At 47.9% G+C, this 17,795-nt stretch carries 13 protein-coding genes; 1 reads left to right on the top strand and 12 read right to left on the bottom strand.

The genetic code is table 11. From position 1 onward, the window contains the following. The first annotated feature begins 26 nt into the window (after positions 1 to 26). Positions 27 to 2,660, top strand: coding sequence for a transglycosylase domain-containing protein (locus tag DESDI_RS00915; RefSeq protein ID WP_015260754.1), 2,634 nt, complete (start codon positions 27 to 29; stop codon positions 2,658 to 2,660). 123 nt (positions 2,661 to 2,783) lie between these two features. Here the strand turns inward: DESDI_RS00915 and ltrA are convergent, their stop codons facing one another. The 12 genes from ltrA to rplT form a co-directional block, all read right to left on the bottom strand. Continuing rightward, positions 2,784 to 4,190 (bottom strand): group II intron reverse transcriptase/maturase, encoded by a 1,407-nt coding sequence (ltrA, locus tag DESDI_RS00910; protein WP_015260753.1) that lies wholly within the window; start codon positions 4,188 to 4,190, stop codon positions 2,784 to 2,786. Between the two features lie 446 nt (positions 4,191 to 4,636). Next, positions 4,637 to 5,005 (bottom strand): hypothetical protein, encoded by a 369-nt coding sequence (locus DESDI_RS00905; RefSeq protein ID WP_015260752.1) that lies wholly within the window; start codon positions 5,003 to 5,005, stop codon positions 4,637 to 4,639. A gap of 142 nt (positions 5,006 to 5,147) precedes the next feature. Further along, on the bottom strand, positions 5,148 to 5,276 hold the full coding sequence (locus DESDI_RS17450; RefSeq protein ID WP_083879823.1) for a helix-turn-helix domain-containing protein: 129 nt from the start codon (positions 5,274 to 5,276) through the stop codon (positions 5,148 to 5,150). Positions 5,277 to 5,560: 284 nt separating this feature from the next. Next, on the bottom strand, positions 5,561 to 5,794 hold the full coding sequence (locus DESDI_RS00900) for a twin-arginine translocase TatA/TatE family subunit (RefSeq protein WP_015260751.1): 234 nt from the start codon (positions 5,792 to 5,794) through the stop codon (positions 5,561 to 5,563). Positions 5,795 to 5,881: 87 nt separating this feature from the next. Then, a complete protein-coding gene (locus DESDI_RS00895) occupies positions 5,882 to 8,251 on the bottom strand; it encodes an endonuclease MutS2 (protein WP_015260750.1) in 2,370 nt (789 codons plus the stop codon). A gap of 38 nt (positions 8,252 to 8,289) precedes the next feature. Continuing rightward, positions 8,290 to 10,899, bottom strand: a complete 2,610-nt coding sequence (locus tag DESDI_RS00890) for a U32 family peptidase (RefSeq protein ID WP_041219591.1) — start codon at positions 10,897 to 10,899, stop codon at positions 8,290 to 8,292. Between the two features lie 115 nt (positions 10,900 to 11,014). Beyond that, complete coding sequence (locus DESDI_RS00885) at positions 11,015 to 11,917, bottom strand: metalloenzyme (RefSeq protein ID WP_015260748.1); 903 nt, start codon at positions 11,915 to 11,917, stop codon at positions 11,015 to 11,017. A gap of 272 nt (positions 11,918 to 12,189) precedes the next feature. After that, positions 12,190 to 12,447 (bottom strand): cell division protein ZapA, encoded by a 258-nt coding sequence (locus DESDI_RS00880; RefSeq protein ID WP_015260747.1) that lies wholly within the window; start codon positions 12,445 to 12,447, stop codon positions 12,190 to 12,192. Positions 12,448 to 12,471: 24 nt separating this feature from the next. Next, positions 12,472 to 14,877 (bottom strand): phenylalanine--tRNA ligase subunit beta, encoded by a 2,406-nt coding sequence (pheT, locus tag DESDI_RS00875; protein ID WP_015260746.1) that lies wholly within the window; start codon positions 14,875 to 14,877, stop codon positions 12,472 to 12,474. Positions 14,878 to 14,889: 12 nt separating this feature from the next. After that, complete coding sequence (gene pheS / locus DESDI_RS00870; protein WP_015260745.1) at positions 14,890 to 15,912, bottom strand: phenylalanine--tRNA ligase subunit alpha; 1,023 nt, start codon at positions 15,910 to 15,912, stop codon at positions 14,890 to 14,892. A 548-nt stretch (positions 15,913 to 16,460) separates the two neighbouring features. Further along, positions 16,461 to 17,297, bottom strand: a complete 837-nt coding sequence (locus tag DESDI_RS00865; RefSeq protein WP_015260743.1) for a TrmH family RNA methyltransferase — start codon at positions 17,295 to 17,297, stop codon at positions 16,461 to 16,463. A 135-nt stretch (positions 17,298 to 17,432) separates the two neighbouring features. Then, positions 17,433 to 17,795: a 50S ribosomal protein L20 gene (gene rplT / locus DESDI_RS00860; RefSeq protein WP_015260742.1), complete on the bottom strand. Its 363-nt coding sequence runs from the start codon at positions 17,793 to 17,795 to the stop codon at positions 17,433 to 17,435.

Genomic DNA, 17,795 nt, shown 5'->3' with positions numbered 1-17,795 from the left:
TAGCAAAAATCTAGGAGGATTAAGACATGGCAACTCCCCCAAAAAAGACGCCACCCAAAGCTCCACGCCGTAAAAAGCGCGTTTCAAAGTGGCGAGTCTTTTTAGTAACTTTTGGCTCCGTATTCACATTGGCTTCTATAGCTTTAATTATTTATGTCCTTACCGCAGTCGCTGGAACCCCGGATTGGCATCCCGATACTTTGACCAACCAAAAGCAAACCTCGTTCATCTATGATATGGGCGGAACACAGATTGGCGAACTCCACGCTACAGAAGATCGTCAGATGGTAACCTCTTCTGAAATACCCGATCTTGTTAAGAAAACCTTTGTGGCCGTTGAGGACAAGCGTTTTTATGATCATTTCGGTGTCGATCCGATTCGGATTGTCGGCTCGCTGATCGCTGACCTCAAAACCCAATCTTGGCGAGAAGGCGCCAGTACCATTACTATGCAGCTTGCTAATAACGCCTTCATCGAAAACCCCCGGGAGAAGACTCTGGATCGAAAGCTCCAACAGGCTGCCTTAGCTATTCAACTGGAACGCGAGTATACCAAGGATGAAATCCTCACTTTCTACCTGAATCGTATCTTCTTCGGTGAATCATCTTTTGGAATTCAGGCGGCGGCCAAAACCTATTTTGGTCATGAACTCAGCGAACTGACTCCCGACGAAATCGCGTTACTTGCCAGGTTACCTCAGGCTCCCAGTGCTTATAACCCCTATTATCATCCTGAGACGGCCAAAGAACGTCGCAACATCGTCCTTGGTGTCATGAAAGCTGCGGCGCTTATTACACCTGAGGAATATACGCAATATCTAGAAGCTCCCTTCACTCATGTAGATAACGTCAAGGCGAACCGAGCTAAATCAGAAAAACCCACTATTACCGGCGCCGATTATGCTTATCCATACTTTGTTGACCATGTAATCGAAGAATTGATTAATGAGCATGGACTTAATGAGGATCAAATCTATAACGGTGGCTTAAGGATCTATACCACCGTAGATACAAAAATACAAGCCGCTGCCGAAAAAGAATTTGCCAACGCCAAGAACTTCCCGCAAAGCGTTGACGAGATTCCTGTTCAAGGGGCAATGACTGTTCTTGATCCTTCCACGGGCGCTATCCGTGCCTTAGTGGGTGGACGGGACCACAGCACAGCTCGAGGGCTGAATCGGGCCACGCAAGCCTACCGTCAACCGGGTTCAACTGTTAAGCCTTTGGTAGTTTATGCACCCGCTATGGAAAAAGGAGGCTTCTTCCCCGGAACGGTACTCGACGATATGCCAGTGAAATACAATGCCGGAAACGGTAAAGTATGGGCCCCCACAAATTACGACACTGAATACGCCGGTTGGCGAGGACTTATCACCATGCGTTTCGCCGTTCAAAACTCCGTTAACGTCTACGCTGTCAAGCTGATGAATATGGTAGGGGTCGAATACAGCTGGAATTTTGGCAAAGACAATCTTGGGCTGCCTTTAGAAGAGAAGGATAAAGTATTAAGCTTATCCTTAGGAACAAATCATGTCAGTACTCTGGATATGGCTTCTGCCTACGGGGTATTTGCCAATAATGGGGTTCGTGTAACTCCCCATGCCGTAGCCAAGGTCCTTGATGCAAGTGGCAAAGAAATTATTACACCAGCAGTTAAAGTAGAACGGACGATGAAAGAGACTTCGGCCTACCTTATGAATAGCATGTTGCGAAGTGTGGTCACCAACGGAACGGGGACGAGAGCTCAAATCGGAAACTGGGCAGTGGCTGGTAAGACGGGAACCACTTCACTAGATCCGGATATTTACGGTTATCGCACCGGAAACCCCGATGCTTGGTTCGCCGGCTATACCCCCAACTATGTAGGTATCGTCTGGATGGGCTATGATAAAGATGATGAAACTTTAACCCACTATCTCCGTCAAGTTTACGGCGGGGGTTTTCCGGCACAAATCTGGAAAAATGTTATGACAGCGGCCCATGACGGACTCACAGTACAGACAGAATTCAAGCGTCCGGCCGGTATTGTTAGCGGTGCTTTCGACATCAAGTCCGGATTATTGCCCAGCAGTTTGACTCCTAAGGATTTTGTCCGTACAGAGATTGCAGCACAAGGGAATTTCCCCACTCAGGTCAGCGACATCTGGGTAGAAAAAGAAATAGATAAAGATCACCCAACCTACCTCGCAGGGACAGGCACTGTTAATACCGAGAAAAAAGTCTTCCTAAATATTACGGGACGTGATCCAGAGATACCCTGGCCCAGTGACGAAAAGCCTTTTGAAATGCCAAAAGAGGAATATAACGCGACACCTCCCCCTACTGAAACAACAACTCCTCCCCCCGGGGATGCCGGCATCCCTGTGCCGGTCCTTGGAATCGTGGTTTATGACGCATCACTACAAACCGCAACACTACCTCTAACCTATCCGGAAGGGAGCGAAGGGCACACTCTCACGGTTTATGTGAAATTCCCAGATCAGGACTTTATCCAGACCTATTCAGCACAACAGATGATCTCCGATGTGATACAAATTCCATTGAGTTTGGATGGAGAATCTCCTTCTCCGGGAGACTATCGCTTCTGGGTGAGCCTAGTGAACCCCGAAGGGGTCGCAGGTAATCCTTCCGAGGGTGCAAGCTTGTCCATCACGGACTAAAAATCTAGTTAAAAGTAGCACAATGCATAATCGGGTAGGAGGCCACCCATTATTTGAGTGGCCGACCTCCCACAGCACCGTACGTACCGTTCGGTATACGGCGCTTCCAAAGTTTACGCGTTACTACGCAGAATAACATTCACTAAAACTGAGATATCCAATCCGTTTGAAACGTTCGTTGGATAGGGCTTTTGTCAAGATAGGGCTATGGGCTGTTCGCCAATAGCCTTTTCTTGTGTTTGCCCACATCCATGCTTGTTCCCTAGCAATTCCTGTTTTCTTTAGGTTTTCAAAACGTGTCCGGACTTTCTTCCATCGTTTCCAAGTAACCATCCTTATTCGACTTCTTAGCCACTCATCTACGTTCTTGAGCAGGGTCTTTGCATCCGCTAGTTTGAAGTAATTCGTCCATCCTCGAACCACTTGGTTGAGTTTTATTCGGCGTTCTTCGATTCCCATTCCGTTGCTACGCCCAGTCACTTCCCGGACTTTGTCCTTGAGTTTCTGAATGCTCTTGGGATGGATTCTTAAACGTCCCTCTCCTCGATAGATGTAAAAGCTATATCCCAAATACTTTACATACCTTACATGTGCAACCTTCGTTTTCTCCCGATTCACCTTTAGCAATAATTTTCCTTCGATGAACGGAAGTATGTGGTCGAGCGTTCGCTGCGCCGCTTTCTTGCTTTTGCAGAAAATCATCATATCGTCTGCATAGCGTACAAATCGATGCCCACGCTTTTCCAGTTCGTGGTCGCACTCATTAAGCATTATGTTTCCAAGTAAGGGACTCAGGGGGCCGCCTTGTGGCACGCCTTCTGGACTTTCCTCAAACAGCCCGTCAGCCATAACTCCTGCTCTTAGGAATTTATGGATCAGTGAGATGACTCGTCCATCTCTTATTGTCTCAGATAGCATTTGAATCAATTTACTTTGGTTAACCGTGTCAAAATATTTCTCTAAATCCATGTCTACTACATACTTGTACCCTTCTGTAATATGGATCTGGCATTTCTGTAGCGCATCATGGGCACTTCGGTGCGGTCGGAACCCAAAGCTGTTATCTGAGAATTGTTTTTCAAAGATTGGACTTAGGACTTGAGTTATCGCTTGTTGGATTAACCTGTCTACGACTGTTGGTATTCCCAGTTTTCTAGTCTTCCCGTTCTCTTTAGGTATCTCTACCCTCCGCACGGGTTTTGGATGGTATTTGCCATCCCAGAGGGATTGCAAGAGTTCGTTCTTGTGGTCTTTCAGGAAGGGTAGAAGTTCATCCACCTGCATACCATCGATTCCACCTGCACCTTTATTCCTCTTTACCTGTTTATAAGCTTGGTTAAGGTTTTCGGCACTAAGAATCTGCTCAAGCAAACCTTCCATCTGCTCGTTCGTGTTGGTGCTGTCGGTTTCAGTCATCTTAGGTGGCGCGCACACTTCCGCATACTCTCTCTGTTCCGCAGATACCCTTTGCAGATAGTCTTCCAATCGAAGTTGTCTGTGTTTTGAATTACCACTTTCAGTAACTTTCATTGACCCGCACCTCCTTTGGTTCAGCCCTTTCGTCGGTGTCTAGACCACCTCTGTACTATGGCTTCTGCTGACTCCTCACGACTAATCTTGTTTCAACCGGGTTTCTTACTCTGTTTCCACCCGTCCGTGAGGCCTCCCACGGTAAGACGATTCACTTTCATTCCATGTACCCGCATCATTTACGCTGACGTGTCTGTGTAGCTTTCGGGCTTCAACTTGTTAAGCAGTCTTACCTCGCGATGGACACCCTTGCCTTAGGCTAATGGTTGGTCGCTACATACCCCCATAACGGACTTTCACCGTCTAGTTAATCATCATGCATGGCGCACTTAAAAGAACCGCTTGAAATCTCACGATTACAAGCGGTTCTTTGTGCAGTGTTTCCACACTGCTTTTCGTTTGGGTTATGTACTATACAATAATACCACACTCGCCTCAGCGCTAAACTACTTCTTCTTAATGGCAAAGGCGTAAATTACCCCTAGAATAGCGATAACTCCTCCGACAACAATCCATGGGCTCATAGGCTCTTTGGCCTCTGGCACTTCAGCTGCAGGTTCTTCTACTGCTGGAGTTTCTACTGCCGGAGTTTCTGTTGCTGGTGTCTCAGTTGCCGGTGTCTCAGTTGCTGGTGTCTCTCCAGCAGGAGCTTCCCCGCCGCCGCCAAATCCTTCTTCGTGACAGGGTGTACAAGTTACACCGTCTGGACTCATCTCAGGAACCGCCTGCGTAGTTGCTGCTGAACTAAAGAACACCCCGATGGAAAGACCAATAAACAATGTACACAATAATAAAAATCGACTTTTGTTCCTCATTCTAACTCACCCCCTATAGTATAGTATAATATCATTGTTGACTTGCACGTACAAGTACTTTTATATGAAGCATAACGAAACTTCTCTGTCTTGTCAAACATCCATTTCCCTTGATTTTCTCCGAATAAATTCTTCATTAATTCTATCTCACAACTCGAAAATCAGGGTGTTCTTGCATTTTATTATAGATGGTTCTCAGCGTCACTCCTAATTTCTCTGCTGCTGCACTGACGTTACCACCGACAGATTTTAGAACATGGTCGATAATCATAGTTTCCGCAGTATTCAACAGCCCTTGTTCTTGTTTTCCTGAACTTCGCTATAATATTGCAATATCCATGCCATCAATAATCTGCTTAACAACTTGTTAAATATGGCACTTTCACTGGGCTTTTAACCTCTACCACCCAACATACTCCATGTGGCCAGTTGTATAAATTCTTCACAAGCCATGTATTGATCAATTTTGTTACACTTCGTTGTTGCATCAAGAATATAAACAAGGCGCAGGTCTTCATGACCCGCGCCTCGTTAACACGATTTGTATCTAGCAACTTATTCGCTATCGCTCTCTTTTGCTTCTTCTTTGTTTTCAGCAACTTGCTTTGGAGTTTCCTTCTTACTCTTCTTATCATCATCATCAGAGAAATCCGTTGCACTTTTAAACTCTTTTAGCCCTTTGCCTAAGCCCTTGCCAAGTTCAGGGAGTTTTCCCGGTCCAAAAAGAATCAGTGCTATCACTAAACCGATGACTGCAACAGTAGGAGTAATTATCGCAAATGTAGCCATATTTCTCACCTCATGTCATTATTTATATACAAGCATTATACACATATACCTATAGAAAAATCCACAAAAATCGTGACATTTTTTCGCTTACCTTAATTCCACTACAGTTACGCCGAGATCCCCCTCGCCATGCTGACCGATGCGGAAGGATTTAACATGATGGTGTCCACGCAAGAATTCCTGAATACCATTTCTTAAAGCTCCCGTGCCTTTCCCATGGATGACATAAACCTGGCCTACCCCTGTGAGTACTGCATCATCCAAATATTTATCTAACTCAAAGCTCGCTTCCTCCACCATCATCCCCCGTAAATCGATTTCGGTACGGAGGGTTTCGGCTTTTTTCATGTCTCCCTTGCGTTGACTAATTACCGAGCGGGTCGATCTTGTCGGTTTTTCTTCTTTTTCCAGTCGTATTTCACTGAGGGGAACATTGAGCTTGATGACTCCCGCTTGCACGAGGATTTCGCCAGAACTGTTCGGTAGCTTCAAGACCTGCCCCTTCTGACGCAGCTTGGTCATATAGACCATTTGCCCTAGCTTGAGGTCCTCAGGATTGACACCCTCCGATGCCCTTGGTTGGCTATCTGAAGTCCCTACTCTACTGGATAACTTACGGATCCCTTGGCGAGCCCGATCAACCGCTTGTTGATCCTTGCGATCCTCTTTAAGAGCAAGCTTAAGTTCATCTATCAATCGCTCCGCTTCACGTCTTGCTTCGCGGACAATCTCGGTAGCTTGATCCTTTGCTTTTGCCATGAGTCCTTGGTACTCATCCTCAAGTTTTTGGGACTTTTCTTTCAGCCCCAGGCTTTCGATCTCAATAATCTGGCGTTCCTCCCGGGCACGTCGCTTTTCAAAATCAATCTCTCGTTGGGTATCCTCAAGATTTTCAATTAAATCTGCGACCTGCATTTCCCGTTCAGTGACATAGGTACGAGCTCGCACTAAGACCTCTTCCGGCAATCCTAAACGACCTGCGATGTAAAAGGCATTGCTCTTACCTGGAATACCAATCAGCAAGCGATAGGTAGGTCTTAGGGTCTCTGAGTCAAATTCCACCGAGGCATTCTCTACCCGTGGTGTGTTATAGGCAAAATTCTTTAAGGCCCCATAGTGAGTGGTGGCGACAATCCTCGAGCCTCGCTCATGGAGTTGAGCGATGATCGCCATGGCTAGGGCCGACCCTTCTGTGGGGTCAGTTCCGGCTCCCACTTCATCGAGGAGAATCAAGGAGCGCTCATCGGCCTTCTCTACGATCTCGACGATATTTCTCATATGACCACTGAAGGTACTTAGGGATTGTTCTACGCTCTGCTCATCCCCGATATCCGCGAAGATCTGAGTAAACACTCCCACGCGAGAATCGGATTCAGCAGGGATATGCAATCCGCACTGCGCCATAGCTGCCAGGAGACCAAGGGTCTTGAGGGCAACGGTTTTCCCTCCCGTATTGGGACCGGTGACCACGACTGTATCAAAACGCGTCCCCAATTCAATGGTTAAGGGAACGACCTTACCTGTCAACAACGGATGTCTTGCTTGAACCAGGCTAATCTCTTGCTTATCTGTAAGAATCGGTGCTCCGGCATTCATCCCTTCACTTAAATGTGCTTTAGCTAGGATAAAATCTACCCGTGCTAGGGCCTCATGGGTCTCGGCGATGGCCTCAACCTCTCCTTCGACCCGCGCCGACAAAAGCAAGAGAATTCTTTGTACTTCCCGCTGTTCCTTGAGGATAACTTCCCTTAATTCATTACCCAAATTTACCACTGTCATGGGCTCGATAAAAAGCGTTGCCCCACTGGCTGATTGATCATGTACGATCCCTTGAAATGCTTGACGATATTCCTGTTTGACTGGGACAACATAACGTTCTGAGCGCTGCGTTATGATGGGGTCCTGAAGGATTTTTTGGTAGGAGGGATTGCGAATAATCCCCTCTAAGGTTTCCCTAATCCGGCTCTGCAGACGCCCAATTCCTCGCCGCAACTCCGTGAGCAGAGGAGATGCTTGATCTGCTACCTGCCCGTCTTCCGTGATGCAGCGGCTGATTTCCTCTTCAATTCCCTTCGGCAAAAGGACGCTTTCCATAATTCCTTTGAGGTGAGGCGTTTCCACTTTCCCTTCCAAAAGGCTTTGTTTTACATAGCGCGCTGCCTTTAAGGTGTCGCGGATCTGCAACAACTCATCAGGGGTTAAGGTGCCTCCCCTGAGACAGCGCTCCAATAAAGGGCGTATTTCCTTTGCTCCGCGTACTGAAAACAGCGGATTGACCCGCAGAATACTCTTAGCCTCCCCTGTCTCTTCCAAAGCCTCGCGGACGAGATCAAGATGTGCAAAGGGCTTCATATCTTTAGCTAATTCCTGCGCCCGAGGCAACAAGCACAGCTGTGCCAGACCCTCGAGAATCTTATCAAAATCGAGTTTTCTAATCACTCGTTCTTCGATTACCATCTTCGGCTATTTCCCTCCTAAGTATCTTTCCCGAATCCCTAAAGGACTCCCCGGAAGTAATGCCCTTTCGTAAACCCTTCTGGGAAACGGTCCTCTAGGTAAGCACTGACCTTTTCAGCCTGCTCTTCCGAGATTCTCTCTCCATCAAGGGCCCGCTCCCAGCCTTCGAGAAAGACCCTTATGGTATCCCGAATCTGGACAGGGGTCGCTCGGTCTAATTGCAAACGAATTCGCTGAACCCCCATTTTGGCGATCGCACCTAACTCCTTATAAAGGTTCAAGCGCTTCACATTATATAGATGCATCCGACAGTCCAAATCTGTCTCGATGGGAAAGTCGTATTTCAAACGATCCCTAAGGCAGTGAGGTTCCTTCACACAGGGTACGCTGCATTTTGAGCCCTTTTTGCCGCCGAGTGTCGCACCCACCGGGCAATACTCGCTGACCATCATCTCCAAATCCCCGAAGACAAAGAGCTCAGTGTTTGGCCAGCGGGCTAGCCTCTCAATCTGACTGTGCTCTAGCTCTGTTGATAGAGTAACACCTTGGGCCCCTAAGCGGAGAAAATGCGCAATGGCAGCTTCATTAAATAGATTGACTGTATAATCCACTTCAAAAGGCCAGTCTGAATCAAGGGACTTAAGCATTTCCAACTCACCCAAGTTCGAGACCATGATACTCGGGCGGTCCTTCCACTCCTTGATTTTCTTTAGATTATCTTGCCACCATGTACTTTGTTCCTCGTTTAGGATACGGGGCAAGCGCAAAAGACAGTCCGCTCCTTGTTCCCTGCATAGCCTAACGCTCGTGCGGAGATCTTCCAGGCTCATACCCTTCCGGGAACGCCAACGCTCCCCTCCCATGGCAATCCGCCTCGCCCCTGCGATGAGCGCCGCCTTCACTCCTTCTAGATCGCTGACCGCCACGGTCAAGTTTTTAGCCGCAGCTAAACCTAGATCTCGATAAGCATACTCTTTATGCTGCGAAATCCTTTGTTGCTTATTTGATCGCCCCTGTTCCGCTTGAAGCATTTCGTGCTCAGACTGAAGTCGATCTTTCCAATCCTTCAGACGCTGACGATAGACCCCGCGGGTGACGCGCTCATGGGTATGAGCACTTTGGAGCAACCCTTCTACAGCTAATCTTCTCATCTCATTAAGCTCACTGACCGGAAGCATCACTCCGTCTTCTACCTCAAACTCTAATTCCTCAAGCCAGAAGGGCGTCGTCCCCAAACGACCCAGTTGTTGAAAAGCATACTCCTGAGTTAAAGGGCGCTTCATAGCCTGCTGAGCAGGGATGGAGGAATTCACTTTAATCCGTTTATGACGATCCTCCACTTCTAAAGTCAAAACCTCGCCTATGGTCCCTGCCAAGCGCATCTTTAAGGGACGCTTCCGCTGTTCCTTACCCTCTTGAAAGCTCTGACGGGCCTTATCCATTAAGAGCTCATCGTGAGTCTTAAACACCCGATCCCCAGGATGTGATTTACCCACAAAGTCAATCTGGACGATCTCTCCAGGATTCCCTACCTCGATTTCGTTCTTACCTTGCCAAACCTTGCCGACCGTGATTCCTTCGCGGCCCCGGCTTGTCCAAATTTCTATCCCATCTCCAGCTCTTAGAAAAGCCTCGAGCTTTATCTCCAGTTGATTACCGGTATTCTTAGTGATTCGGCCTAAGCGGATACCGCGATTATTAGGACGGGCATAGCTCATTAGCTCTGCGCCGGGATGACCATGGAAGTATCCCTGGGAAAAATCCCGATTAAAAATCTGTAGAAGTTCAGTCTTTTCTTCCTCCGTCACCCCTGATCCAACACTCTTGTTGTCCTCTTCAGAAAGCACCTGATCTAGGGCACGACGATAGACGCGAATGACCGTGGCCACATATTCCGGCCGCTTCATTCGTCCTTCGACTTTCAGGGAATAGACCCCACACTCTTGCAAGTTGCGGATTTCTTCCACAAAGTTCAAATCCCGCGGACTCAGCAGATGATTACCCAGGTTGGCCTCTGCCAATAAGTCCGTCTTGTCCTCATTCATGAGCTGATAGGTTAACCGACAGGGCTGAGCACAGCGTCCCCGGTTCCCGCTCCGGCCACCGATATAACTAGACATCAGGCATTGACCAGAATAACAAATACAAAGTGCCCCGTGCACAAAAACCTCAATATCTAAAGGAGTTGTGGCGGAAATCTTCTTCATCTCTTCAGCTGTCACTTCCCGAGCAAAAACCACCCTCTGAAAACCCAGTTTCTCCGCATGACGAACGCCCCAAGTCGTATTAATGGTCATTTGGGTACTGGCGTGGCGCTCCATCTCCGGCAAGACACTCTGAATCAGCTCAGCTACCCCGATATCCTGAAGAATTAGGGCATCCACCCCAATATCATATAAATCATAAAGATAATCATAAAGCTCCGGGAACTCGCGATCCGCAATCAGAATATTCACCGTCACATAGACCATCGCTTCCCGCTCGTGGGCATACTGAACCACCTTGCGCAGTTCATCTATACTAAAATTTGCGGCATTGGCCCGCGCATTAAAGCTCTGACCACCCAAATAAACCGCATCGGCCCCATTTTCCACCGCCGCCTTAAACGCCTCAAAGCTCCCCGCCGGAGCCAAAAGCTCCATCTCCATAGGAGCTTGGCCATGGCGAGCAGATTTAGTTTCTTCCTCGGAAGAAAGCTCTCTATCTATTTCCTTTGACATACAGTTCCCTCGTTCCTATTTGAGACAATAAGTTATTTCACTTCTATGCCAAAATCATCCCTATAATCCCCGGCGTCACATCCTCCAACCGCTCCCACTGTGGCCACTCCACTTGGCGATTGGTCCACCCTAAGGCAGGTACTGGATTTTGGGTATGACCTTTGACACTAAAATCTTCAAAATTACCATGATCGCTAGTCAACAGCCAAGTCACATCCTCATGGCGAACGACGCTCATCAAGCCGCCGATGAATTCATCAATCTGCTCCATAAGCGAGATCGACTTTTCCCAGTCCTGCTTATGCCCTCGCACATCCGTCTGGAAGAATTCATAGAGGGTGAAATCATGTTCTAGGGTGATGTGGCCGAGATTCTGACCCGCTTGATAAGGTGAGAACAACGGGATATCTAATTCGGGTTCCATCTCCCTGAGGATCACATTAGTCAAGTCATGGTAGATTCCCATTCCCGCAAGCAGCTCAGGGGCTTTACGTAAACGCACCCCACCGGCTAAGGCGGATAAGGTGGAGGCAGTATGCCGCCTCTTTCCCGAAGAGATCATCTGGTCATATTGGTCAGTAAAGGCATTAGCAAAAGTTACCCGCTTGCCACGATCAACTAGTTGCTTAAATATCGATTTTTCGTTAATAATCGACGCCAGTTTTTCATTAGGGTAAGCATTAAGATGGAATCCCAAAGCCTTGGCTCCATTGACCCCCGTCCATAAAGTGGTCTGCCCCGTCGCACTTTGCGGAATTCCGGGGACATCTAAAGAGGCATCTAATGGCCTAAAAAACACATGCTCTGTTTTAATCTGACGGTCTTGCCCCCAAAAATTATGTCCCTCCAGTAGCTCATCTAGGTTCGGAGTGTGGGCAGCAATTATGGGGTTATTCTGCTCTCTCCCCAAGCCAAATCCATCTAAAAATATCATAACAAAATGCATTCTTGAACTCCAATCTTTCGGGACTCTCTCTATCAACCCATGCGTTTTATATACTCCTTCTAGTGTATCCAAAAAACCTCGAAAAAGCCAGTTTTTACTCCCCCGGAACTGAACCTTATCAGATGGACATCGCTACACAAAAGCTGTCACACACAGACCCACCAGATGGTCGCCATCGCTGGCTAGATAATTAACCCAAGTGTGATGCGTAAAAAAGCAATCCTGTTTTATAAAACAGGATTGCTTACATGTCAATGACTTTCCATTTTAGTCTATTCTTCCGGGCTCTCGATAAGCTGCAGGAGTGTCTCCTGTTCTTCCCGAAGTTTTTCTAACTCGTCGGCCAGATTCAAGGCGGCCAGAATCGCAATTTGATGAACAGCCAAACGTGGCAGCCGCTGGGCTATAAGACGCATTTTTTTGTCTACCTCATGAGCAACCTTAAGAATGTGATCCGGACTTTCCTTGCCGCGAACCACATGCTTTTCACCGTAAATCTCCACAATGACCTTTTCTTGTTCACCAGCCATATGAGACACCCCCCAGATACTATATTACTTTCTCCAGGCAGCTCCAAATTCCTTTTCTATTCCGTCAAGAACTTGCTGATTTAGAGCATTTACTTCTTCATCCTTCAAAGTTCGATCCAACGATTGATACTTTAAGGTAAAGGCCAAGCTTTTACGATCTTCGGGAATGGGTTTGCCTGTGTAGACATCGAAGATATCTACCTGCTCGAGAAGCTCTCCCCCCAGCGCTTTGATCCGTTTCATGACATCTTGGGCGGAGACTTCCAGAGGAACTACTACCGCCAAATCCCGATGCATCGCTGGGAACTTAGGAATCGAGTAAGCGCGAATGTTCCTATTGCTGGCATCCATCATAGGTACAACAGCCAGTTCAAAGATCAAGGCTCTTTCCAGCTCCCACTCTTTCCCTAGAGCAGGATGAATCTCGCCCATAAAACCAATCTTCTCACCCTTTAGGAAAATCTCCGCCGAACGCCCCGGATGGGTAAGCTCAGCTTGTTGGGGCACACGAAATTCCAGCTCCAGACCAAACTCCCTGGCGATTTCCTCAATAATTCCTTTGATCGTATAGAAGTCATACTCTGTGACGGGAGTGGTCCAATGGCGAGGGGATTTACCCCAGATGACACCGGCGCAATGGAGTTCCTCTTGAGGGAGCTGGACTAAGGGACGTTCCTTGCTCTTATAGATACTTCCCAGTTCGAAGAGACGGATATCCAGGTTACGGCGCGCTATATTACGAGCGGCAATCTCCATAATGCTGGGCAGCAAGGCCGTCCGCATAACGCTTAGCTCTTCCCGTAACGGATTCAACAAGGGAATGGCTTGCTCCATATCTCCAAACTTCCGATCGGCATCCGGTCGGGTGAAGGAGTAAGTCATAACCTCATTTAACCCTAAGCGAATCAGCAGGTGACGGAGCTTGCGCCGGAACTCTTGCTCAGGAGTTCTGCGTCCTTGGGTTTGATCTCCTTGCGGAAATGTGGTAGGAATCCGATCGTACCCAGTCAAACGAGCCACTTCTTCGATTAAATCTTCTTCTATGGCAATATCGGCACGATAGGTGGGAATTTCCACCTGATAAGCTCCGGCTTCTTCATGATAGGAGAAACGAAGACGCTTTAGTACCTCAGTGATTTCCTCTGCCGTCAATTGGGTACCTAAGAGGGTATTGGTTTTCTCCACCGTCAAGGTCACCACTGCCGGTTCGGAGAGCTGGCTGATTTTCTCCACGAAGCCTACCGGTTTACCCGCTCCCAGCTCAATCACTAGCTCGGCAACACGACCTAAGCTTGCCGCCACACCATGAGGATTGACTCCTTTTTCGAAGCGGTTGGAAGCCTCCGAACGCAGTCCTAAACGACGACTGGTCCGGCGAATACTTACTCCGGAAAAATGCGCAGATTCCACAAACAAACGCTTAGTGGAGTCGGTGATTTCACTATTCAGGCCACCCATGACCCCGGCCAAGCCGAGGGCTTTCTCATCATCGGCGATCAAGAGCATCTCTGAATCCAGTTCACGTTCGGCATCATCTAAGGTCATCAGCTTCTCACCGGATTGAGCACGGCGCACATGGACAGCACCAGCGATGGCATCTCGGTCAAAAGCATGCAAGGGCTGTCCCATTTCCAGCATGATGTAGTTGGTGATATCCACGATATTGCTGATCGGGCGTACCCCCGCTGCTTTCAGACGTTTTTGCAGCCACGCCGGGGAAGGCTCGATTTTAACGTCTTCGACGACCAGCCCCGCATAACGATGGCAAAGCTCCGGATCATCGATGATTATCTTTGCTTGGGGATCGGCAGGATAGTCAGGGCCCTTTTCGGTCTCTGCCCAAGCTGGCAAATGAAGTTCGCCCCCGGTCAGGGAAGACACTTCCCGAGCCACGTTAATCATACCTAAGCAATCCGGCCGATTGGGATAGAGCTCCAAGTCCAAAACACAATCTCCTTGGCCAAAGAGAGTATCCATGGTTGTACCCAAGGGGGTATCGGTCGGCAAAATCATAATGCCGTCTTCGCTACGCGGGTCTCCTGCGTCGGCATCCAAGCAAAGCTCTTCTGTGGAGCAGAGCATTCCCGAAGATTCTACTCCCCGCAGCTTGGAGACTTCGATATGCACCCCATTTGGCAAGGTCGTTCCCGGCAAAGCGACCGGGATGCGGTCTTTGAGGAGCAGATTTTGAGCGCCCGTTACGATGGTCGTCTTCTGATCTCCCAAATTTACTTCACAGATCCACAATTTATCGGCGTCAGGATGATGCTCCATGCTCGTAATCTCGCCGACCACCACTTTTTCTATCCCTTGATTCAAGTAATCTATGCCACCGACCTCAATCCCACCTCGGGTCAAGATCTCTGCTAAATCTTCTGCAGGTTGATGCACATCAACCAATTCACGTAACCATTCCAGACTGACTTTCATTCCCCTGCCTCCTTAAAACTGTTGCAAAAAGCGCAAGTCGTTATCAAACATGAGCCGCATATCTTCAATACCGTATTTCAGCATAGCAATCCGTTCCACACCCATCCCAAAGGCAAAGCCAGTCAGCTCCTTAGAATCATAGCCTCCCATTTCCAATACCTTAGGATGAACCATACCCGAACCTAAGATCTCAATCCAGCCTGTGCCTTTGCAAATTCGGCAGCCGGAACCACCACAGAGCATGCAAGATACATCTACTTCCGCACTAGGCTCTGTAAAGGGAAAGAAACTAGGGCGCAAACGAATTTCCCGTGACTCCCCAAACATCATCCGTGAGAAGTTGAGCAGGATTCCCTTGAGATCGGACATTCGAATGCCCCGATCCACCAGCAAGCCCTCCACTTGATGGAACATGGGTGAGTGGGTGGCATCATCGTCCTTCCGATAGACTTTTCCCGGGCAAATGATTTTTACGGGAAGCTGAGGGCGCTGCTTTTCCATGGTGCGAATTTGCACCGGTGAAGTCTGAGTCCGAAGAAGAATCTCTTCAGTAATGTAGAAGGAATCCTGCATTTCGCGAGCCGGATGCTCCTTGGGTAGATTCAGAGCTTCGAAATTATAGTAATCGCTCTCAATCTCCGGACCCTCAGCAATCTGAAAGCCCATACCCAAGAAGATTTCTTCAATCTCTTCGATAACCTTGGTCAGGGGATGCTGATGACCTCGGGGTAGGCTGACACCCGGTAAACTAATATCCAGCTTTTCCTCTTCCAGTTGTTTTTGAAGAGTCGCTTGCTCTAGCTCTTCGGAACGGCGAGACCAGGCTTCTTCGAGAATATCCCGGGTCTCATTGACCACCTGGCCAAAGATCGGGCGTTCCTCGGCGCTTAAGCCTCCCATCTTTCGCAATTGCGCGGTCAGAGAGCCCTTTTTGCCGAGAACCTTTACTTTTAGCTCCTGAAGCTCCTCCAAAGTGGCGACCTTCTGAAGCTCGGCCAGTGTTTCTTCTTGAATACGTTGAACTTCCTGTTTCACGATAACCCTCCTAAAGATTTGATTAAATCCTCAAATACGAAATAAAGAATCAAATAAGAATACAAAAAAATCCTCATCCCTAAAAAAGGGACGAGAATTATACTCCCGCGGTACCACCCTGGTTTGGCTCAAAGAGCCACAGCTTCATTCTCCAGTAACGGCGGAGACCGGGCTTGCCTATAATGATGCCTTCAGCAAACCACTCTCAGGGGAAATTTAACACCTCAGCCCCAAACTACGGGCCCAAGATGAGGCACTCTCTTAGCTAAGCTTCCAGTCTTTGGCTTAACCTCCCTGAAAAGAAAATAACCTTTTGACCTGATCATTGCATTTTCTTAATGGATTGAATGTTAAAGATTGCATACTGCTTATAGAGCAAGTAAGCGTTAGGGGAACCGGTTGCCTCAAAAATCTTCCAAAACCACTCTGCGGGAAACATGGCTAGCCCACCTTTCGGCTTGGATTCCTTAAAACCTGTTCACTGAAAATTATAGCATTACCCCGCGGGGTTTACAAGAAAACCTGGTCCAAAAGCGGGTTTTTTCCAGTTATTGAGGTCTTTTTCCTCCCTTACGCCGTACCTCGTAGAGAATAATCCCCGTGGCCATCGCCACATTAAGTGATTCGACGCCATGACTCATGGGAATTGTAATGCGGTTTACTCCAGATCCCCGAAAAGCTTCCGAAGGTCCATTACCCTCATTACCCACTACCAAGGCTAGGGGCATGGACAATTCTGTCTCATAAATATCCTTTCCTTGGATATCTCCTGTATACACCGTGATTTTATGTTCTTGGCAAAAGCTCAGAATCGCTTCCGGTTGACAGTGGGTAAGTATTTTCATGGAAAAAATCGTTCCCATAGTACTTCTCAAGGCTTTCAGATTATATAAATCGACTGTTCCTTCTGTCAAGCACACCTGAGTGACACCGGCGGCTAAAGCTGTCCTGAGTATCGTCCCACAGTTACCGGGATCTTGAACCCCATCGAGAATCAAGAGGATAGGCAAGCCTTGTGGATCTTGGCTGTCCTGCAAATTTTGCGATGCTTGAGCTCTTTCGAAATCATTCCAACTCCACATCGTTTGCTTAACGATAGCGAGAATACCCTGGGGATTCTCTGTATCGCTCATCTTACGAAGTACTCGTTCCTCCACTTCGATTACCGGTACCTCGTTTTCCTTCAGCACTTGCTCCAAGTGGGGCCATACTTCATTGCACCGCTCCGGACAGACAAAGACTTTGGTAATGTCTGCACCTCGACGGACTCCCTCTTCGACAAAGCGCCAACCTTCGATAAGAAACTCACCCGTTTCCTCGCGAAACTTCCGTTTATGGAGATTCACAACATACTTCACTTGTTCGTTTTGTAAGGAGGTTAACATCCTATCACCCCGCGAAAACTCGAATCTTATCTCATGCCCTAAAGGGTATTCTTACCCTTCGTTGCCTCTTCAATCCTTAATACCTGTATCGCGCCTATGTAAAAAGGGTGCCTAAGCACCCTTTTATGTCACAACTTATTTCGCGCTTACTTGAGTTTTAGCCACATTGACTAATTCAGTGAAAGCAGCGGCATCATGGATAGCTAGATCAGCTAACATTTTGCGGTTGATGGATACGCCGGCTTTTTTCAGGCCGTTCATCATGCGACTATAGCTTAAACCGTTCATACGGGAAGCAGCATTGATACGAGCAATCCATAATTTACGGAAATCACCTTTTTTATCTTTACGGTGAGCATAAGCATACGCCAAGGACTTCATCACTTGCTCATTAGCTGGGCGGTAGAGTTTACTCTTTGCTCCACGGAACCCTTTTGCAAGCTTTAATACTTTTTTATGACGTTGATGCTTCGTTACCCCTCTTTTTACACGGGCCAT

This window comes from Desulfitobacterium dichloroeliminans LMG P-21439, assembly GCF_000243135.2.
In the GTDB taxonomy this organism is placed as follows: domain Bacteria; phylum Bacillota; class Desulfitobacteriia; order Desulfitobacteriales; family Desulfitobacteriaceae; genus Desulfitobacterium; species Desulfitobacterium dichloroeliminans.
The sequence above is the reverse complement of the archived record's forward strand: the minus strand, read 5'-3'. Positions and strand labels throughout refer to the sequence as shown.